The organism is Klebsiella sp. JN_Kp127, assembly GCF_040062505.1.
Lineage (GTDB): Bacteria > Pseudomonadota > Gammaproteobacteria > Enterobacterales > Enterobacteriaceae > Klebsiella > Klebsiella quasipneumoniae.
The window spans coordinates 112603-131967 of record NZ_JBEAHS010000053.1 but is presented as its reverse complement, the minus strand read 5'-3'; the positions used below and the strand labels follow the sequence as shown (position 1 = coordinate 131967).

Here is a 19365-nt window from a genome sequence, read left to right as displayed (position 1 = left end):
AACCATGCCTGATATTTCAACGCCCAACCTCGACTATAACGACATGGTTGAGGCATGGGATATTAATGATGCGCTGATGGGCGGCACGCTGGAAATGCGCCGGCAGGGCAAGAAGTATCTCCCGAAATGGCCGAACGAAGATCCTGAAAGTTATAAGGAGCGTTTGGCTTCGGCAACGTTACTCCCTGCCTATGAAGAGGCCATTAAACAAAACATCGGGCGAGTGTTTGCTGAGCCGACGGTATTGAGTGAGGATTCTCCTGAACAAATACGGGAGCTGTCGCCAGATATTGATATGGAAGGAAACCGGCTCGATGTTTGGGCACAGCAATTTTTCAGCATTGGCTTCCAGTATGGTCTGGTACATGCGCTGGTGGATTTCCCGAAAATTGACCCGGAGGCAGTAAAAACTAAAGCCGACGAAAAAGCCGCGGGCTCCCGCCCGTATGCCACGATGCTTAATCCTCGCCAGGTCATCGGCTGGAAATCGAAAGTGGTTAAAGGGAAAGTGGTGTTGACCGATCTGCGTATCAGAGAGGTCATCATTATTGATGGCGATGATTACGGGCAAACGAAAGTTGAGCAAATACGCCATATCATGCCGGGCAAGGTTGAAATTTATCGCCGAAATAAAGGTGATAACGGCGAAAGCCAGTGGCAGATTCACGACGAGTGGGTAACCAGTCGAGATGATATTCCCCTGGTGACGCTTTACACGAAACGCACAGGCTTTATGCGCGGTTCACCGCCACTGCTTAATCTCGCCTTACTGAATATCAAGCACTGGCAGAGTCAGAGTGAACAGGACAACATCCTTCATGTCGCTCGTGTGCCGTTGCTGGTGGCTTACGGTCTGGCTGATGGCGAAACGTTGACGATAGGTTCTTCCTCTGCGACTCGTTTCGATGACCGTCAGCCGCAGGGACTGGAATATGTCGAGCATACCGGGGCTGCGATTGAAGCCGGTAAGATTTCCCTTGAGGATCTGGAAAACCAGATGCGTCAGGCCGGCGCAAAACTGCTGCGCGCGGAAAACACATCGACTAAATCCTTAGATCAGACTCACGAAGAGCGGATGCAGGAGAATTCACCTCTCTACACCATGGCAAGCTCGCTTGAGGATGCGCTCGATAATATCCTGCAGATTATGGCGGAATGGCTGGGCGAGAAAGAGGGTGGCAATGTCGATGTACGCACCGAACTGGATGTTTCAGCCCAGACGTTTGATGCCGCAACTGCAACAGCTGTTCAGTCGCTCCGTCAGGGTGGTGATATACGTCAGGTCGATGCTGTTCGCGTTTTGCAGGCCCTCAAATTTATCGATCCGGATGCGAAGCCTGAAGAGGTAATCGACGAGCTGCGAAATCAGCAGGTCACGCTGGCCGGCGGACTGAGTAACCCTGGTGGTGCAAATGGCAACGGCGAATGACAAGCTTCAGGATGAATCGATAGCGCATGCGATATGGATAGCGCGGTACAGCACCAGCATTGCAAACAGGATGATAAAAATCCTGAATGACAGCGATGCGGAACTGACAGCCAGATTGCTGGTGGCGATGGATAGCCTGGATGCTGACAGCTTTACCGTGTCGCGACTGGAAGCGCTGCTCGTTAGTGTCAGAGCTCTCAATCGCGAGGCTGTGCAGTCAATGTACGCGGGTCTATCTGATGAGCTGCAGCAACTCGCTCAGCACGAAGCAGGCTTTCAGCTGAGCCTGTTCCAGTTTGCGATTCCTGATGATGTGCTATCGCTTCACCCGCTGGTGGGCATTTCACCGGATGCCGTTTACGCAACTGCGATGGCACAACCGTTTCAGGGGCGCCTGCTTTCGGAGTGGGCAGATAACCTTGAAGCTGACAGGATGGCAAGAATTTCCAATACAGTGCGGCAGGGTTTTCTCCTGGGCGATACGCATGAGCAAATCGCCAGAAAGGTCCGGGGTCATGCTAACCGTGGCTATCAGGATGGCGCGCTGCAGATGAGCCGCACCAATGCTGGCAGTATTGCAAAAACGGCTGTGGGGCATCTTGTTTCTACGGCCAGGAAAAGCTTTGCAGATGCGAACGATGACATTTTGAAGGGTAAGCAGTGGTTATCCACTTTGGATAACCGTACATCAAAAGACTGTCGGATTCGCGACCGCCTCAAGTACACACTGGATAACAAGCCGATCGGCCATAAGGTGCCGTATCTGCAGGGACCCGGGAAAATCCATTTCTGCTGTCGCAGCGTCGAAACCTACATCCTGAAATCGTCTGATGAGCTGGGTATTGCTGTTGGGCAAATATCAGATAGCTCACGTGCCAGCATGGACGGGCAGGTGCCTTCGGATACCGATTATCAGGGCTGGTTCTCGCGCCAGTCGTTCACGCGACAGTCCCAGATCGTTGGCGTAACCCGGGCCCGGCTGATTCGTGACGGCGGCATGTCGCCCGATGACTTCTACAACGACAAGGGCGAATGGCTGACTCTGGAGCAACTTCGTAACCTGGATGCTCAGGCGTTCAGCAACGCCAGACTTTAAAGCTTTTTAAGTCTTCAATCAGGCTGCCTCCGGGCGGCCTTTTTTATTGCCGTGATCCGGATGGTGAGCGGTGCAACGGTCGGATGACCACCGAAAAGGTAACCACATGAAACTGAAAACAGTCGAAGTTAACGGCAAAAGCTATGCAGAAGTCGATTCCAGCGGTTTACCCGTCTACGTCCACGATGACGGCCAGGAAGTTGGTTTTGATGCTGTGCAGGCCGTTGGGAAAATCTCCTCTCTGAATGGCGAGGCAAAATCTCATCGTGAAGCCAAAGAAGCCGCTGAAGCCGGTCTGGCTAAGTATGCCAAAATCGGCGATCCGGCAAAGGCGCTCGAAGCGCTGGAGATGATGACTAAAATCGACCAGAAAAAACTGATCGACGCAGGCGCCGTTGATCAGGTTAAAGCGGATATCACCAAATCATTCCAGGCCCAGCTTGATGAAGCTACTCAGCGTGCGACGACCCTTGAAGGCCAGCTTTATCAGGAAATGATCGGCGGCCGGTTCTCTGGCTCGAAATTCATCGCAGATAAAGTAGCAATTCCGGCAGATATGCTTCAGGCGCGGTTCGGTCAGTCCTTCAAAGTCGAGGATGGCAAAGTCGTTGCCTATGACGGTTCAGGCAACAAAATTTATTCCCGCTCTAAACCGGGCGAACTGGCGGCCTTTGATGAGGCGCTGGAATTCCTGGTGGAGCAGTACCCACAGAAAGACCACATTCTGAAGGCCAGCGGCAACCAGGGAGGCGGCTCACGGCAGTCTCAGCATTCACTCGGGCAGAAAACGATGAAACGCGATGCGTTTACCAGTTTGAGCCCGACAGATCAGCAATCAACTCTCAAAGACGGTATCACCATCGTCGATTAATTCTTTGCCAGCCGCCGGATGGCTGCTGGTGCCGGAGCTGGATAGCTCAACCAACCCTATATTTTAATCTCCAAGGAATTTATACACATGGCTAATACGCTTACCGGGTTGATCCCGACTATCTTCACGGCTCTGGATACCGTATCTCGCGAACAGGTCGGTTTTATCCCGGCTGTATCGCGTAATGCGAAAGCTGATGCGGCGGCGAAGGATCAGACTGTTACTGCGCCGGTTGCGCCACCGGCAACCACTGTTGATATTACCCCGGGGGCTACTGCGCCAAATGACGGCGACCAGACGATCGGCACCGTTGATGTCAAAATCACCAAATCCAAAATGGCCCCGGTCAAATGGAACGGTGAGGAACAACTGGCGCTGGGGCCCGCAGGGACATACAACACCATCCTTGCCGATCAGTTTAAGCAGGCTTTTCGCGCGCTGGCTAATGAGATGGATGCAGATCTCGCGGCTCTGTATTTCGCATCCTCTCGTGCTGTTGGTACCGCCGGCACCGCTCCTTTCGGTATTGCAGGTGATTTGTCGGATGCGGCAAATGCGCGCCAGGTTCTCTCTGACAACGGTTCGCCGACAACTGATCTGCAGATGGTTCTCGGTTCTTCGGCTATCGCAAACCTCCGCGGTAAACAGTCTGTTCTGTTCAAAGTAAACGAATCCGGTACTGATGCGCTTCTGCGCGAAGGTATCGTGGGGCGACTGGAAGGTTTCAATATCCACGAATCCGCGCATGTTAAGAAACGCGCTGCATCTCCGGCTGCCGGATACCTGGTGAATGGAGCAAAAGCTGAAGGCGATATTCTGATTGCCATTGACACCGGCACAGGTGCTTTTGCTGCGGGTGACATCGTGACGTTTGACGGGGACAGCAATAAATACCTTGTTGCTGCTGCGACGGCCACAGCAATCACCCTGGCTGCTCCTGGCTTGCGTCAGGCTCTGGCCGACAACACCGCTATTACCGCTGGTGGCGCCTACACCGCAAACATGGCGTTTGATCGCAATGCATTCCTGCTCGCATCCCGAACCCCGGCAATGCCGCAGGGCGGCGATACTGCGGATGATGTGATGAACGTTACTGACCCGGTATCTGGCATCACTTACCAGGTAGCACTGTACCGCCAGTATCGCCAGGTGCGTTACGAAGTCGGTTTGTCCTGGGGCGTAGCGGCAGTTAAGTCGGCGCACTCAGCGTTGTTGCTGGGCTGATAAACAGGGGCTTCGGCCCCTTTTTTTTTGTGGAGGGCTAATGGCCGGATTAACAAAAGAGCAGCGCGCCCAACGAGCTGCTGAGCAAACTGCGTCTACGCAGGCGGATAACAACGAACCCGTATCGACCACATCGCAGCTGGTGGCGATGGTTACCGGTTTCCCGGCATTCCCGGGGGCGCCCAATACCGCCAACGTTCACCCTGATGAAGTGGAGAACTGGAAGGCGCACGGCTGGAAAGAAATGGAGTGATGCATGATCACTTTCATCACCGTTGAAGACGTCAATTCGATTCTCGGTGCCACCTGGACAGATGGAAGCAAAAAAGCCAAATCTGTGCTGATGGCTAATACCTGGATGAATGGACTTAACCTGAAAATGCCGTGCGATAAGGCAACTCACGAAATCATCATTCCTGACGATGTGAAACAATCTGGCGCCTATGCGGCGCTGTCGGCGGCAAATGGCGGGCTGTATCAGCAGAAAACTGATTCGGGGGTATTGCTGAGTAAGGCGGTTGACGCTGACGACGTTTCTGTTTCAAAGACCTTCGCAGAACTCGGTACCAACAGCTCTGCATTGCTTGATTCGGACCTGCAGCTGGCGCTGGCCATGCTTAAGCCCTATGGCGTTAGTCAGTCACAGGTGCGGCTGGTGAGGGGGTGATATGGGCATTCGTGACGAGTTGCAGACCGATGTCGCCGCAGCCTTCGATACAGACCTGCAGGATGCCGTTAAGGATTTCACTGGGTCATACACCGTTCGAGGTGCCTGGGACCCGGTGACGGAAACCGGCACTGAAACGCAGGTGACTTACTCAGGGCGTGGAGTGCTGGCGCGCTATAAACTGCGCCGTATCGATGGCGTTAACATTCTGCATGGTGACGTGAAGCTAACCGCCCTGGTTAACGAGGTGACTGATAAGCCGGCCGTCGGGCATATCATCACCGCACCGGATCCGATTACGGGTGCGCTTCAGCGTTACGACATCATAACCGCTTCTGCCGACTCTGCTGGCGCTGCGTACTCAATTCAACTGCGGAGGGTGTGATATGGCTAAGGGCTGGAACATTGACCCGGCGGCATTCGCCGGGCTGGTGGCCGAAGATGTCAAACTACGCCAGCGGACAATCGCCATTCAACTGCTGAATGAAATTGTTCAACGGTCGCCGGTAGGAAACCCGGAGCTGTGGGCCATCAACGCGACCGCGGTTCAATACAACAAAGCTGTTGGGGAATGGAACGAATCTCTTTATGCCGATCCTGCTAACCTGACCAAAACCGGAAGGCTCAGGAAGAAAGTCCGGGTTAATGACAGCATGGATATCAGGCGGCCGGCTGAGTATCGCGCAGGAACCTTCAGGGCATCGCATTTTGTCAGCATCGGCGAACCCGATCACTCCGTCCCGACCGAGCCGGATCCGCGTGGGACAATGACGTTTCTAAATGGCAAAAATATCATTGACCAGGCGCCAGCCTACTCGGTGATTTACATCCAGTCGAACCTGCCTTACTCCGTGCCTCTGGAGAATGGTCACTCAACGCAGGCGCCAACAGGCGTCTATGCCGTCTCGTTTAATGGTGTGATTCAGGCCTACAAATGACCCTTACAGAAATCAGAAACGCTGTCATTTCCCGAATGGCGGCACAGACCGCTATTGCCTCTGATGCGGTGGATTACCCCAATGGTCCGGTATTTGACCCCAGCAACCGCGATATCTGGGCCCGCCTCACCAACATTGCAGGACAGGCTGGCGCAACCGAGATCGGGGATGGGCCGGTCGTGCACAGGACAGGTTTACTCATCATTCAGCTGTTTGTTCCGGTCGGCGCCGGGACGCTGCTTATCTCCCGGACGGCCGATCAGCTAACGGAGCTATTTGAGTTCAAGGACGACGGAAAACTGAGTTATTTCGCCGTTTCTGCTGTGCCGGCAGGTGAGACCGATGGCTGGTTACAGCTCAATCTTCAAATTCCTTATCGCGCTCTGTAGCGCACAAAAAACAGGAGGCTCCTGTGAGCTCAGGTGCAAAAGTAGTAGCCGCGTTTATTCGCGAGACAACGCCAGGAATCACGCCTACAGCAGGGGCGTGGAACCTGCTGCGTCGTTCTTCATTTGGTCTGAAACCAACGCAGAACACCAATGATAATGACGAAATCGCTGGTGACCGTATGGCGCAGGGTGTTTCACGCGGCACAGTGGATGTCGGCGGCGATGTCGGCACACGGTTTCGCTGGAATCAGCATGACGATTTTCTTGCCAGCTGTTTCGGCGCCGAATGGGTAAATAACGTGCTGACGATGGGTAATGGTCGCATTACGTTCTCAGTGGCGACCTTTGCCAGTGATGTGGGGATCGCCCAGATTGCCCGCGGTTGCCAGGTTGGTACCTTCCAGATGGAAATCCCGGCCGATGGTGATATCACTGCAACCATTACGTTTGCAGGGCTGGACTGGGAGACGAAGGGGGACGATACCAGCTATTTCACCACGCCGGTGGATTTGGCGGGGGCGCTGCGTTACTCCTTTAAGGAGGTCACGAATATCCGGCTGAATGGTGTTGATGGCGGGACAGGCTTTTGCGTCGACACCTTTAACATTCAGTTCAACAACAATATGCAGGCTCAGCGCTGCATCGGTACCGGTTCGGCGTTCGCCGGCGCAAACATTCCGACAACCTTTACCCCGTCAGGTCAAATCACGCTGTCATGGTCAAAGGCTGCCTGGGAGGTTTACAAAAAAACGTTCACCGGCGAAACGGTGCCGTTTAGCTTCACGCTGGAGAATGCTGAAGGCGCCTATACCTTCGATTTCCCGGAAGTGCAGATCTCCGGCGACTGGCCGGATGCGGGGAGCACTGACATTGTTCAGGTTCAGCTGGATATCACCGCGGCCAATACTCCGCCAACTATTACCCGCGTTCCTGCCACTACTGGCGGTGGTGATTAACATTGGCCCTCTTTGGAGGTTTTTTTTATGGAGTTTTTATGCTGATTGTTACCCCGAAAATTGATTTAAATGGCGAGCGCTGGTTTTATCCCTACAAAAAGCCAGAAGGCAGCAAAAAGGAATTCTCGCCGGAAGAAGAATCGCTGTTCAAACTTCGCCTGCTGGTGGCCAGCAGCGAGAATCCTCAATATCGTTCTCGTAACGCGCTGGTGCGCCGCCACATCGATAAGATGGACGCAGGTTATAAGGTGGGGACAACGGATTTTAATCTCGCCAGCGTAGACGATATCGACTCTGTTGATGACCTGCTGATCGATAACGCCGCTCGGTTCCTGCTGAAAGGCTGGGAGGGAGTAGGTCAGTTAGTCGACGGCATAGAGGTTGCTCTCGACTACACCCCAGAACTTGGGGCCGCCATGCTGAAACAGCACCCGGCGCTATACTGGCTGATACTGGCTGAGGCGGCAAACATTGCTCAGGGTAAGGAGCAGCAGACTCAGGAAACCGTAAAAAAGCCATAGAGGCCCAAAAGTGGCTAAATGATTTCGCCGGCGAGCAGGGCGAGAAAGCAAAGTGGCGCAGGGAGAAGCTAAATCTCCCACCCATTCCAGAGCCTGAAATCGATGCGGTCACTGGGGAGATCCTCAACGCTTACGCCATGATATCGCGCGGCAGGAAGTATGCCGGCATGGCCGGAGTGCCGCTCCCTCTATCCCTGAACGATATTGAGCTTTACCTGGCATCGCGCACCATCCTGATCGACCGCATTGAGTTTGACTCAGCAATACTGGCCCTCGATGATGCCTGGAGGGCTGAGTGGGCTGAGTGGGCTGAAGAGCAGAAAAGACAGGCAAAAGTGAAGTAGTCATATCATTGTCCCCATCTTTTCCTGTGCTAATCTGTGAGCAAATGTTAATGATGAGGATAGGGATGTGAAAAGGGTTTTGGTGGTCGGGCTTGGTTTAATGGCATTGTTGGGCTGTGATGACAAGTTTCAAATATCAAAACTACTCCCTCCTAAAGACCCACCTTCTATTGCTGAGATGATAGCTACGGGGAAAGAGGAAATAACGTCGGAATGTAAAAAAGGCGATGTTTCCTTTAACTGTGAATTCCTCACTGGCGATTTAACCGGGACGGGAAAGTGGCATCATACCAAGCTGTACCTGCATAACAGCGGGATGGTAGATATGATTATTGACGGCAAGGCTTACTATCAAAGCGATATCAGCAGTAACACCTTTGCTGGTCAGGAGACAACTACCTTCACAATGAAAGGCGTTGGTGGCGACAATGGTGAAGTAAATATCGTTAGATCCAATGAAGGGAAATCCTTAAATTTTGAAGCCTATAACAAAGATGACAAACGGTTTGTTATGGGAGGCGTTAAATTGCAGTAACTCAATCGAGGGACGAAGATAGCCTTCACTGATTATCATTTTTTAAGTATTTCCTAACCCGCTTTATTGGCGGGTTTTTTATTGCCCGGAGATAAGGTAAATGGCAGAACAAGAATCACGGCTAGCGATACGCCTGGACAGCTCCGGGGCAGAGAAGCAGGCTGACAGCCTTACTGTTGCGCTTGATAAGATGACTCAGTCTGGTGATAAAGCCGTAACCAGCATGTTCAAAGTGACAAAAGCGACTGACGAGGAAAAAGATGCTCTCAATAAATTGCGAGCAGCCATTGATCCGGTTGGTGCTGCAATTGATAAAGTCGGTCGCCGCTATAGTGAGCTAAAAAAATACTTCGATAAGGGGCTAATTGACGAGGAAGAGTTTCGTTCGCTGTCCAAGATGCTGAATGACACCACTGAGGAACTAAGTGGTGTTGCACAAGCTCAACGAGAAGCAGAGAAGGCCAGCAAATTAGCTGCTGCTCAGCAGGAGGCGCAGGCTGATGCATTTCAGAGAATGCTCGATAAAATCGATCCTCTGGCAGCTGCGCTTCGCAATCTCGAACAACAGCAAAGCGAACTCAATACCGCCTTTAAATCGGGGGCAATTAATACTTCCCAATATGATGCCTACAGCAAAAAACTTCAGGAGACTCGTCGGGAAGTAACCGGCGAAGCACAAGCCGAGCGCGAGGCTGTAAAAGCACATGATGAGCAGGTAACTGCGCTGCGTCGTCTTGAAGCCCAAATAGATCCCGTAGGTGAAGCATTCCGCCGCCTGAACGAGCAGCAGCGCCAGCTGGATACAGCTAAAACATCCGGAATGCTGTCGCCCCTGGCTTACGATCGCCTCAACAGCAAACTTGCTGAATCCCGCGATGCTCTGGAGAAAACCCAGACGCAATTGGGTAAAACAAGCCAATCTGCAGCTCAGACTGCCAATGCTATGCGTATGATCCCTGCTCAGATGACCGATATCGTTGTCGGTCTTTCTACCGGGCAGTCACCGTTTATGGTCCTTATGCAGCAGGGCGGTCAGATCAAAGATATGTTCGGCGGCATTGGGCCAGCGATCAAGGGCGTTGGCACATATGTCATGGGGCTGGTTAATCCCTATAGCGTGGCAGCTGCTTCAGTTGGGTTGCTAACTTATGCCGTCTATCAGAACCGACAGGAAATTGATGCTGCGACAAAAATAGCCACAACGTCCCTTGGTGCTAGCGGAGATGTCGCTGAGCGACTTGCACTTAACATGGTTGCTATATCTGATAAGACGGGTCAGACGATCGATGAAGTCGGTAGTATGTTTATAACAACTAATGACGGTGCGAGCGAAGCAATAAATAAGCTAATCGACGTTGGTTTTAGTTATGACGAGGCAAGGACGAAGGTAGCCCAATACAAGGATTCTGCTAATTTCACCGCCTTGAATGCTGATATTGATCAGCATCGACGGGAGATCCTGAAAATAGGTGATTCGTGGACAGCTGCAGCTATTGAGGTCAAAAATTATTACACAGCAGCGGATAAGGGTAGGCAAAACGTAGCGCTTGGTGGCGCAATTGACCCTACGATGAGGTTTATCGGCCAGGCATTAGATCTGCAAACCACGATGAACACACTTACCATTGAAGGTAATAAGGCGGTAAAAAATTCCGTAGACTGGATTAATAAGGAGTATCTGGCGGTAGACAGGGTTGCCGGTGCAGAAGCTCGGTTAAAGGAGGCAAGAGCACAGTCCAGAAAAATTGCTTTCTCAGGAAATAAAGAAGCAATCGATCAGGCCAATGCGCTAATTGCTGTAAGAGAAAAGGAACTTGAGCAGGCCAAAAAAGCTGGACAGCCTAAGATCCACAAAGAAAAAGCCTATACAGAGGACGCAGCAACCCGGCTGCTTGATCAGATAAACCAGCAGACTATCGCCATGCAGTCCCAGCTGGATGCCAGTGACAAGCTTAACAGCGCGACACAGGCACGGATCAAGTTCGAGCAGCAGATTGCTGACCTCAAATCTAAAACGCAGCTCACCGCTGACCAGAAGTCGATCCTTTCCCGTTCAGATGAAATCCTCCAGGCATATAAGCAGCAGGAGGCACTGCAAAACTCCGTAAAAACCCTGGACGATTACCGGAAGATGCAGGAACAGGTAAAGACGAAGGATGAGCGGACCAACGATCTGCTTAAAACCCGCCTTGAACTGCTGGAGAAAGCCAAAGCAACCGGGCAACTGAAACCCGGTGAATATGAAAAAACGCGGGCAGATATTTATCAAAACACCGATATGCAACTGCCCTCGACGGTTCGTAATATTGTAGGAAACCTGACACCCACAGGAGGGCGACTCTCTGGAACTTTTGAGGGGATGCAGGGGCAAATCAACGAATATGACCAGGCTCAGCAAGAGCTCCAGCGCTGGCTGGCAGCTCAGGAGGAAGCTTATGCGAAGGCCGGTGAAATAACTGCCGAGGGTGAGGCCAGAATGACCTCTATTCGTCAACGTGCGGCGGATGCAAATCAGGTCATAGAGGCTCAGAAAAACACCATCATATCTGCGGCCACGCAGTCCTTGTTTGATAGCACCGCTGAAATCATGCGAACGGGGTTTGGTGAGCAATCGGCAATCTACAAGGTTGCTTTTGCTGCGAGCAAGGCATTCGCTATCGCTGACTCTATGGTGAAAATCCAGCAGGCTATAGCAAGTGGGGCAGTAAGCGCGCCTTATCCGGCCAACATCATCGCTATGGCCTCAATCGCTGCGCAGACTGCCAGTATCGTCTCAAACATCCAGTCAATCGGAGCCGTTGGCTTCGCTTCCGGTGGCTATACCGGTCCCGGCGGTAAATATCAGCCAGCCGGCATAGTCCACAAAGGTGAGTATGTCTTTGACCAGGCGTCAACGAACCGGCTCGGCGTGTCTCAGCTTGAGGCACTTCGAAATGGCCAACCGCTTGATGCAACTCTGGGGCGCACAGGGTTTGGTACTGGTGTTCAGAACGTTAACAGCGACAACAGCAGCAAGACCACCATCCATGCTCCCATTGAGCAGCATTTCCATACGCCGCCCGGTGTTACACCTGATCAAATGACTCTCTCCATGGCTCAAACGCAGAAGCGGGCGACAACAGATGCGATTAATCAGATTGCATCGCAAGTGTTGAAGGGGGATGGGAAAGTTGGTAACGCAATGCGTAATAAATACCCGGGAAGGGGGATAGGTTGATGGCCGATATCTACTACCCGCACGACTATCTCCCCATGCCTTTACAGGAAGGGTACGGATTCCAGCCGGTTAGCCCTCTGAAGCGTACAGAAAAGATTACCGGTCGCGCGCGGCAGCGTCGGGCGTATACATCAACCCCGACTCAGGCGACCGTTGCCTGGTTTATGGAGACTGACGCTCAGGGTCTGGCGTTTGAATCATGGTTCCGGGATGCTCTTTCCGATGGTGCGGCCTGGTTCATGATGAAGTTACAGACCCCCGCAGGCGTAAAGTTCTACAAATGCCGCTTTACGGATATCTATCAAGGACCGGTGCTGGTGGCACCAATCTACTGGCGTTATTCCGCCACGCTGGAACTGTGGGAGCGACCGCTTATGCCTGCGCCTTGGGGAAATTACCCTGAGTGGATTGTAGGTAGTTCATTGCTTGATATTGCGCTTAATAAGGAGTGGCCGAAGCATGACAATACTTAACCGACTTTATGCCAGCAGCGGATCGGAAATCATTATTGAAACGCTGCAAATTAATATTGGTTCCACAGTCCACTTTTTCTGTAAGGGTTACGACGACATTACGGCGACGACTGAAAACGGCGATAGCATCACGTTCAAATCATCCTCTATTGATATTGCTCTACCGGCCCGAAACAGCGATGGCACCCAGGATTTACAGTTTGCGATCAGTAATATCGATGGCGAGGTGAGCACGGCTATTCGTGATGCTCTGACTAACCTGACAATCGGTGAATTGACTTACAGACAATATGTCTCAACTGATCTGAATGCTCCAGCTTCTGTGCCGTATAAACTCGCAATAAAATCGGGCTCATGGACGGCTTTACAGGCACAAATCACCGCCGGTTATATGAATGTGCTTGATACTGCGTGGCCACGCTTCCGCTACACCCTGAATGAATTCCCCGGTTTACGCTACATGAATTGAGGTTCCTCCATGTTCAATCCTGACAAATACCGTTCAGTCACCTGGCTGAAGGGCGGCAGAGTGCATCCGCAATTCGACTGTTTTGGCATCGTGAATGAAATCCGGCGGGATCTGGGGCTTTCTGAATGGCCAGACTTCGCCGGCGTCACAAAAGACGGCGGCGGCCTCGACCGTGAGGCAAGAAAACTGATGCTGCGTCTTGAACGCTGCGAGCCTTGTGAGGGGGCTGGGGTAGCTTGCTATTCCGGCTCAACCGTGACCCATGTAGGGGTCGTGGTTCTTCTGGATAATCAGCTGCAGGTCGCCGAATGCAATCCCGGCTCAAACGTAACGTTTATGCCCGTATGGCGGTTTAAGCGTCGGTTTATCAAGGTGGAGTTCTGGCGATGACGATCCGTATTTTCCCTTCCCGGCTGCCGGGTGAGCCGCTGGAGAAACACGAACATGGCACGCTGACTTTGCACGACTGGATGTTGAAAAACGTCAAGGACTACTCGACGGCAACGACGCACCCGATCGCTGTAGAAATAAACGGTAAGCCCCTCCCTCTAAATCAGTGGCCCTTGTGCCTGCTTAAAGCTGACAGTGATGTTCGAATGTATCCCGTCCCTTACGGAACGGGTCTTGAAATTGCAGCCTGGGCAGCGATAGCCGTTGCGGTTGCTTCAGCGGCCTATTCCATTTACATGATGTCCACGATGGATAAGGGTGGCGGTTATTCATCGACAAATGGCCTTGGACTCGATTTAAACCCGGCAAAAGCCAATACGGCAAAACTCGGCGATCCCATTCGTGAGCTGTTTGGTCGATATCGCATTTACCCTGATTACGTGGTGCAGCCGGTAACTCGCTTTGATCCAAACGACCCGACCCGCATGATCGTTGAAATGCTGGTTTGCCTGGGTGTTGGAGATATCGCGTTTACAAACGGTGATATCCGCGTTGGCTCAAGTCCTGCGACGAGTCTCGGTAGCAAGTTTTCCTACAACGTTTTTCCTCCTGGTGCGGATGTATCGGGAGACCATCGAAGTGAAAACTGGTTTAACAGTACAGAAGTTGGTGGTACGTCCAGCGGATCAGGTCTGGATATGGCCCAGACGTCACCTGATTCCACGGATATCACCGCGGACAGCATGACAGTTTCTGGCGCATCGGTAACGTTTTCTGGGCTTCATGACGACAACAATGACGATGAAGAGGATGCATTACCCGAATCCTGGGTGGAAGGTGCGCTGGTGACGATAATCGCCCCGGCCAACTTTGCTGTTTCTACCTCATCAGGGTTTAGTGTGCTGGCGAGCGATACCCTCATGGAGCTCAACCCATCAACTGGAATGCCTGTAACCCTGGAAATCAACGGATCGGAATATGACCTGTTCATAGCCACTTACACCCCTGGTCAGGCCGCTGTGCCGGGCGTGGGTGGAACTGCCGCAGTGTTGCGCGGGAATGCAGCGCCAACGACCTACGATTTCTCAGTAACAGGCCAGACGTTTACCCTGGCCTGGCAGGGGGCCACATACACGATCTCGCTCGTGGCAAACTACGGCACTATGTCCGGGTTGCTGTCAGCGATTAACGAAGGGATCACTGGTTCCGGCCTCATCGCTCATGATGATGGCGGGGTGGTGCGCATTGTTGAGATATCGAGTCCATGGCGCGGTGGTTCTATCACAACATCATCGCTTCCGGTTTCCGTTTTTGGTGATATGCCGGAATTTACCGCTGGCACGGCATCCAGTGGCGGTACGCCGGCGATTACAGCAAATGTCACCCTGGCCTATGGTAGCGCCGCCGGGGCTGCTTTCTCAGGTATCCCTGAAGGGACGCAACGGCTGGCGCTGTCACATCGCGGTAACGAGTACCGCATTGCAGAAGCCGACGGCACGACAGCAACTGTTCAGCGGATAATTGATGGCGCCGTTGATGCATACTGGCCCGGCTTTTCACCGCGCACGATGATCGACTATGCGGCTACCGGCATTAATGACAATAACACCTGGATGGGGCCATTTCTGGCCTGCCCTGAAAATGAGGTGGTGGATGCCTTCGAGGTGAATTTTTCGTTTCCGTCGGGAATCTGCGGTTTCGACAGCAAAGGGAAAAAACGGATCCGTCATTGCGAGTGGGAAATTCAGTACCGTGTATATGGGTCAGGTTCCGGCTGGACGAGTAAACAGGGGGTCTATGCCCTGCAGAACGTCAATGGTCTGGGTTTTACTGAGCGGTTTAATCTTGACGTGCCGGGCCTGGTAGAAGTCCGCTGCCGCCGGCGTAACGAGCAGGGTTCGAACAACGCCAGGGATTCGATGTTCTGGCATGCTCTCCGGGGTCGGTTGCTGGCGCGGCCGTTATCCTATGCTGGTGTGACGCTTATGGCGGCCACGGTTGAAACCGGGGGGGTTCTGGCCGCACAGTCAGACCGGCGCGTTAACGTGGTTGGTACGCGTATTTATGAGACCGGTGCAGCGCGGAGCATCTCAGGTGCTCTTTATCACGTAGGGCGCTCTCTGGGGCTGGCAATGGATGCCGAGGCGATTGATGTGCTGGAATCCACCTACTGGACGCCAGGTAGCGAGTATTTTGACTACGCCACTGGCGACAGTATTTCATCCCTCGAAATGCTGCAAAAAATCGCCAATGCGGGGAAATCGTATTTCCTGCTGAGTGACGGGCTGGCATCGGTTGGCCGGGAAGGGGTCAAAAACTGGTCCGGCATTATCAGCCCTCATGAAATGACAGAGGAGCTGCAAACCACGTTTTCTGCGCCGTCGGCTGATGATTACGATGGCGTCGATGTGACGTATATCAATGCCACGACGTGGGCGGAGGAAACGGTGCAATGCCGGACGCCGAACAACCCAACGCCGAGGAAAGTTGAGAAATATACGCTTGATGGCGTTCTGGATCCAAACCGTGCATATCGAATTGGCATGCGGCGACTGATGAAATATCTGCATCAGCGGCTTGGGCACTCGACCAGTACAGAGCTTGAAGCACTCGTTTATCAGTTCGGCGATCGCATCCTGCTCACCGATGATATTCCGGGTAATAACACAGTGAGCACTCTTGTCGTCGATATGTCCACCGGTGGCGGACAGACAACGTTTTTGGTGACAGAGCCGCTCGACTGGTCGTTTGAAAATCCACGGGCGCTTTTACGTTATCAGGACGGGTCCGCATCAGGGCTGCTGGTGGCCACGCGGGTAGGAGATTATGAACTTACGGTACCGTGGCAGCCAGCCTTTGACGATATCCTCCTTGACGATCCGTGCATCGAACCACCGCGGCTCATTTTCTGCAGCTCCACACGCAGTTATTACGATGCCATTTTTGACGAAATAGGATCGCCGTCAGACGGCACCTGCTCGATAACTGCCCGGCAATATTCCGAGATTTTCTATCAGTACGACGACGCCACATACCCCGGAAACGTCGCGTAACACCCACTAAAACCCCCGATTAACTTTCTTTCGCTTAAACCCTCGTTTGGGCGAAGCCTCTTTTTGGAGCAAAAAAACATGGCCTTTGATCCGCCACTTGGGAGCACTTCGCCCGCGGTGCTGCTCGATAACGCCACTCGCCTGGATAATTTGCTGAATGGCCTGACACTGGTTTTCCCTGACCGCTCCGGGGCTGACCTGGATACCTGGCGAGGTATCATGTCGCGGATTTCGAATACACTGGACGATATCCGGCGCAACCTAGTTCCGTTGAGCCGTCAGTATATGACCCTCCCGGAAGCGCAGGCGGATATCGCGAACATTCCGCCCGGCTCTGCGACGTTCGTTCGTAGCACAGCCGACGATGCTCTCGCAGATGAATACATCAATATCAGCGGCACACTCACCGCGACCGGCAGGCGTATGCCCTCCGATATTGTGGTCAGTAAATTGATCCCCCTGGTTGCGCTGTCTGAAACCACGACATTCAGGACGATGACAGAATTAAACGATGAATACGATTCTGTTGTGGTAGACAGCGAATACAACATTCTGATCGCGCTGAAAAACGGCTTATTTGATTTCTGTGGCCTGTCCGTTAACGGGAAGAGTATTAATCCTGCCGGTATCCTGGGAACGATGGATAAAACAAACCTCGAAGTGCTCAGCGGCACAACCGGATTCAGCTCCGCATCGGGTGAATATGAGCTGAACCCCGCGAGATATGTCATCCTGGACGAAGAGAAAAACATTCAGTTTGATCTGGATTACTATATCCAGAATGCGCCCCTGTGGTATCAGGCGTATCTGTTCTCTTTACAACCGCCAAAAGTTAACCCCTACGCACCATTCACGCAGATCGACGCCAGCGGGAAATCACAGGTTCGCGTTTATGACACTGAGAATAAGAAAGAAATCGCCATAACGTCAGGAAACAGTAACGAAACGAACCCCCGCCCGGATATTCTGAACCGGATCGTATGGACGTCAGACAGAGCCGACAGCGCCCCCGGCGGGTTGTTCTATGCCGATGGGCCAGACTTTAAAGAATATCCCTATATCGCCAGGCCTAAAATTGTCGGCTGGGGACACAGCTTCATGGAGAACGGCCGCTTTCTTTCACGGCTTGCCCAGCTGACAGGCATTTATACCTATAACTTCGGCAAGTCCGGTCTGACATCGGAAGGTATCGCCAGCCGCCAGGGAGCAGTCCGCACTTTTTACATGCCTGCTGGCGGAGTCATTCCTGCATCTGGTGCAGTGACGTTAAGCCCCGCGAAACCCGGCCCAAATCGCATTTTTGGTAATGCTGCCGCCACCAGTATTGCCTGCTCCTTTGCGGGTATTGACGGGATGTTTGGCTGGGACGGGACGAATGCGACGTTTACCAGGACTGCTGCAGGCGCTGCGGTGACAGTCAGTGTGCCCACTCCGGTGATCGTTTATCCGATAACAGGGTTTTCAGTAACAAACGGCGCGCCGGGCGGAACCCGGTACGATCAGCATGATGAGTGTATTAATATTTTCTGGCTGGGTCGAAATAACATTTCTGAGATTGATTTAATAATCAGCAACGCGCAGGTGATGGTGTCATGGCTTAAATCGATAGGAAAGCGCTTTGTTATTTTGCCTGATTTCCCTGGAGGGACTGAGCCAACTGGTTCAACCAATAATAATTACGTCCGTATTTTAAATAACTTATATAAACAGAATTTTCCAGATAATTATTGCCAGATTAATGGAGTCGATCTGCTGCAAAATTTTATAAATCATTATAATCCGACGTCGCCCGGGGATGTCGAAGATATCAGTAATGGCGTAACGCCGAGGTCGTTACGTTACGACAATTTGCACCCCAGCCAGAGTATATCTGGTTCAGTCACACCAGAATATGCGCTGTATGCCGGAGCAGATGTCAATGCCGAGTTCGTTTACAACTTTATGAAATTAAAAGGGTGGGTATTGTAATGAGCGGAAGAATTGAGGTGTTAAAGGGAATAGTTAACGATACCGGGAAGAAATTTTATCGCGATAAAAGCATTAATAAAGGTACCCGTAGCGTATTTGATATGGCCGTCGACGCAATGGGAGGAGGTAAAAATTTAGCTGCTGGAGCGATAATCCACGATCTAACCTATAACGATCACACCGGGGCGTTTTCCCTAGCTAAAACCTACAGCGCAGCAAACAAAGGCATGGTGTTTGCTGGCGTAAAAAACGACGGGTTTGATCTGGATGCCGCCGGTTGCATGAAAGTCAGTGATACGCACTGGCTGTTTATGGCCTGGGTAAAAGTTACGAAAGCCGGGTCCATGTCCACTTTCAACAACCAGCTCCTGCATTTTTCCACGACCGAGACAAACGGCTATGCGAATGCGCTTTTATCAGTTGTGCCGACGACCGATGCAACCGGACAACCGACTAAAATAGAGCTGGCCGTACGTGGAAAAAATTACGTGGCGACCAGTAATCTGCTCCCCCTGTTTGACGGTGTACGCCATCAGTTCGCCGTTGAATGCGAGTTCAGCGCGGATGGTACGCAGCATACTGTTCGCGCCTATATCGATAAGGTGGTGGTGTTTACCTCAACATCTGCGCTGGCGGTGACACCCCCCGGAGAGCCCACGACGCGCCGGGTTGGAACGAGCAATCCGTTTCCGTTGTCCTGGACAGGTATGCTGTATCGCGCACGGGTTGATGATGTCGGTACATCCGGCCTGACGGCCACCGATATACTGACTGCCGATTACAACCTGTGCGCCAACAGATTCAGTTAATCACGTAACCTTTTCA

At 52.4% G+C, this 19365-nt stretch carries 20 protein-coding genes; all 20 read left to right on the top strand.

Translation table 11 applies throughout. The features are described from left to right. Positions 1–4 precede the first annotated feature (4 nt). Positions 5–1429 (top strand): DUF4055 domain-containing protein, encoded by a 1425-nt coding sequence (locus ABLV04_RS22665; protein ID WP_348816219.1) that lies wholly within the window; start codon positions 5–7, stop codon positions 1427–1429. After that, positions 1413–2525, top strand: a complete 1113-nt coding sequence (locus tag ABLV04_RS22660; RefSeq protein ID WP_110216897.1) for a phage minor head protein — start codon at positions 1413–1415, stop codon at positions 2523–2525. Before ABLV04_RS22665 ends, ABLV04_RS22660 begins: the two co-directional genes overlap by 17 nt. Before the next feature lie 106 nt (positions 2526–2631). Continuing rightward, on the top strand, positions 2632–3396 hold the full coding sequence (locus tag ABLV04_RS22655; protein WP_023282506.1) for a DUF6651 domain-containing protein: 765 nt from the start codon (positions 2632–2634) through the stop codon (positions 3394–3396). 87 nt (positions 3397–3483) lie between these two features. Beyond that, positions 3484–4620, top strand: a complete 1137-nt coding sequence (locus ABLV04_RS22650; protein WP_004184463.1) for a P22 phage major capsid protein family protein — start codon at positions 3484–3486, stop codon at positions 4618–4620. Positions 4621–4660: 40 nt separating this feature from the next. Beyond that, the gene (locus ABLV04_RS22645; RefSeq protein ID WP_110212811.1) at positions 4661–4873 is read left to right on the top strand and encodes a hypothetical protein; all 213 of its coding nucleotides are present in this window, start codon (positions 4661–4663) and stop codon (positions 4871–4873) included. A gap of 3 nt (positions 4874–4876) precedes the next feature. Then, the gene (locus ABLV04_RS22640) at positions 4877–5287 is read left to right on the top strand and encodes a protein singed (protein WP_348816218.1); all 411 of its coding nucleotides are present in this window, start codon (positions 4877–4879) and stop codon (positions 5285–5287) included. Position 5288: 1 nt separating this feature from the next. After that, positions 5289–5672 carry a glutamate 5-kinase gene (locus ABLV04_RS22635; RefSeq protein ID WP_110212813.1) on the top strand — a complete coding sequence of 128 codons (384 nt, stop codon included), beginning with the start codon at positions 5289–5291 and terminating at the stop codon, positions 5670–5672. Position 5673: 1 nt separating this feature from the next. Continuing rightward, positions 5674–6225 (top strand): hypothetical protein, encoded by a 552-nt coding sequence (locus ABLV04_RS22630; RefSeq protein WP_012967909.1) that lies wholly within the window; start codon positions 5674–5676, stop codon positions 6223–6225. After that, a complete protein-coding gene (locus ABLV04_RS22625; RefSeq protein WP_163590411.1) occupies positions 6222–6614 on the top strand; it encodes a phage tail terminator-like protein in 393 nt (130 codons plus the stop codon). The genes ABLV04_RS22630 and ABLV04_RS22625 overlap by 4 nt, the downstream gene beginning before the upstream one ends. Before the next feature lie 23 nt (positions 6615–6637). Continuing rightward, positions 6638–7570: a phage tail tube protein gene (locus ABLV04_RS22620; RefSeq protein ID WP_348816217.1), complete on the top strand. Its 933-nt coding sequence runs from the start codon at positions 6638–6640 to the stop codon at positions 7568–7570. Between the two features lie 38 nt (positions 7571–7608). Beyond that, the gene (locus ABLV04_RS22615; protein ID WP_023159435.1) at positions 7609–8091 is read left to right on the top strand and encodes a hypothetical protein; all 483 of its coding nucleotides are present in this window, start codon (positions 7609–7611) and stop codon (positions 8089–8091) included. Between the two features lie 167 nt (positions 8092–8258). After that, positions 8259–8435, top strand: coding sequence for a hypothetical protein (locus tag ABLV04_RS22610; protein WP_348816216.1), 177 nt, complete (start codon positions 8259–8261; stop codon positions 8433–8435). A 67-nt stretch (positions 8436–8502) separates the two neighbouring features. After that, on the top strand, positions 8503–8970 hold the full coding sequence (locus tag ABLV04_RS22605) for a hypothetical protein (RefSeq protein ID WP_131008383.1): 468 nt from the start codon (positions 8503–8505) through the stop codon (positions 8968–8970). 100 nt (positions 8971–9070) lie between these two features. After that, complete coding sequence (locus ABLV04_RS22600; protein ID WP_348816215.1) at positions 9071–12187, top strand: phage tail length tape measure family protein; 3117 nt, start codon at positions 9071–9073, stop codon at positions 12185–12187. After that, entirely contained in the window at positions 12187–12660 is a 474-nt protein-coding gene (locus tag ABLV04_RS22595) for a hypothetical protein (RefSeq protein WP_325995800.1), read from the top strand. The genes ABLV04_RS22600 and ABLV04_RS22595 overlap by 1 nt, the downstream gene beginning before the upstream one ends. Then, positions 12647–13129 (top strand): DUF1833 family protein, encoded by a 483-nt coding sequence (locus ABLV04_RS22590; protein WP_325995799.1) that lies wholly within the window; start codon positions 12647–12649, stop codon positions 13127–13129. Before ABLV04_RS22595 ends, ABLV04_RS22590 begins: the two co-directional genes overlap by 14 nt. Before the next feature lie 9 nt (positions 13130–13138). Next, a complete protein-coding gene (locus ABLV04_RS22585; protein ID WP_325995798.1) occupies positions 13139–13519 on the top strand; it encodes a nitrite transporter in 381 nt (126 codons plus the stop codon). Further along, positions 13516–16572 carry a host specificity factor TipJ family phage tail protein gene (locus ABLV04_RS22580; protein WP_348816214.1) on the top strand — a complete coding sequence of 1019 codons (3057 nt, stop codon included), beginning with the start codon at positions 13516–13518 and terminating at the stop codon, positions 16570–16572. Before ABLV04_RS22585 ends, ABLV04_RS22580 begins: the two co-directional genes overlap by 4 nt. Positions 16573–16650: 78 nt before the next feature. Then, complete coding sequence (locus ABLV04_RS22575; RefSeq protein ID WP_348816213.1) at positions 16651–18540, top strand: hypothetical protein; 1890 nt, start codon at positions 16651–16653, stop codon at positions 18538–18540. After that, on the top strand, positions 18540–19349 hold the full coding sequence (locus ABLV04_RS22570) for a hypothetical protein (protein WP_348816212.1): 810 nt from the start codon (positions 18540–18542) through the stop codon (positions 19347–19349). The genes ABLV04_RS22575 and ABLV04_RS22570 overlap by 1 nt, the downstream gene beginning before the upstream one ends. Positions 19350–19365 lie beyond the last annotated feature (16 nt).

Coding starts and splice junctions, on each gene's coding strand:
- ABLV04_RS22665 (WP_348816219.1), top strand. CDS start 5: ATGCCTGATATTTCAACGCCCAACCTCGACTATAACGACATGGTTGAG.
- ABLV04_RS22660 (WP_110216897.1), top strand. CDS start 1,413: ATGGCAACGGCGAATGACAAGCTTCAGGATGAATCGATAGCGCATGCG.
- ABLV04_RS22655 (WP_023282506.1), top strand. CDS start 2,632: ATGAAACTGAAAACAGTCGAAGTTAACGGCAAAAGCTATGCAGAAGTC.
- ABLV04_RS22650 (WP_004184463.1), top strand. CDS start 3,484: ATGGCTAATACGCTTACCGGGTTGATCCCGACTATCTTCACGGCTCTG.
- ABLV04_RS22645 (WP_110212811.1), top strand. CDS start 4,661: ATGGCCGGATTAACAAAAGAGCAGCGCGCCCAACGAGCTGCTGAGCAA.
- ABLV04_RS22640 (WP_348816218.1), top strand. CDS start 4,877: ATGATCACTTTCATCACCGTTGAAGACGTCAATTCGATTCTCGGTGCC.
- ABLV04_RS22635 (WP_110212813.1), top strand. CDS start 5,289: ATGGGCATTCGTGACGAGTTGCAGACCGATGTCGCCGCAGCCTTCGAT.
- ABLV04_RS22630 (WP_012967909.1), top strand. CDS start 5,674: ATGGCTAAGGGCTGGAACATTGACCCGGCGGCATTCGCCGGGCTGGTG.
- ABLV04_RS22625 (WP_163590411.1), top strand. CDS start 6,222: ATGACCCTTACAGAAATCAGAAACGCTGTCATTTCCCGAATGGCGGCA.
- ABLV04_RS22615 (WP_023159435.1), top strand. CDS start 7,609: ATGCTGATTGTTACCCCGAAAATTGATTTAAATGGCGAGCGCTGGTTT.
- ABLV04_RS22610 (WP_348816216.1), top strand. CDS start 8,259: ATGGCCGGAGTGCCGCTCCCTCTATCCCTGAACGATATTGAGCTTTAC.
- ABLV04_RS22600 (WP_348816215.1), top strand. CDS start 9,071: ATGGCAGAACAAGAATCACGGCTAGCGATACGCCTGGACAGCTCCGGG.
- ABLV04_RS22595 (WP_325995800.1), top strand. CDS start 12,187: ATGGCCGATATCTACTACCCGCACGACTATCTCCCCATGCCTTTACAG.
- ABLV04_RS22590 (WP_325995799.1), top strand. CDS start 12,647: ATGACAATACTTAACCGACTTTATGCCAGCAGCGGATCGGAAATCATT.
- ABLV04_RS22585 (WP_325995798.1), top strand. CDS start 13,139: ATGTTCAATCCTGACAAATACCGTTCAGTCACCTGGCTGAAGGGCGGC.
- ABLV04_RS22580 (WP_348816214.1), top strand. CDS start 13,516: ATGACGATCCGTATTTTCCCTTCCCGGCTGCCGGGTGAGCCGCTGGAG.
- ABLV04_RS22575 (WP_348816213.1), top strand. CDS start 16,651: ATGGCCTTTGATCCGCCACTTGGGAGCACTTCGCCCGCGGTGCTGCTC.
- ABLV04_RS22570 (WP_348816212.1), top strand. CDS start 18,540: ATGAGCGGAAGAATTGAGGTGTTAAAGGGAATAGTTAACGATACCGGG.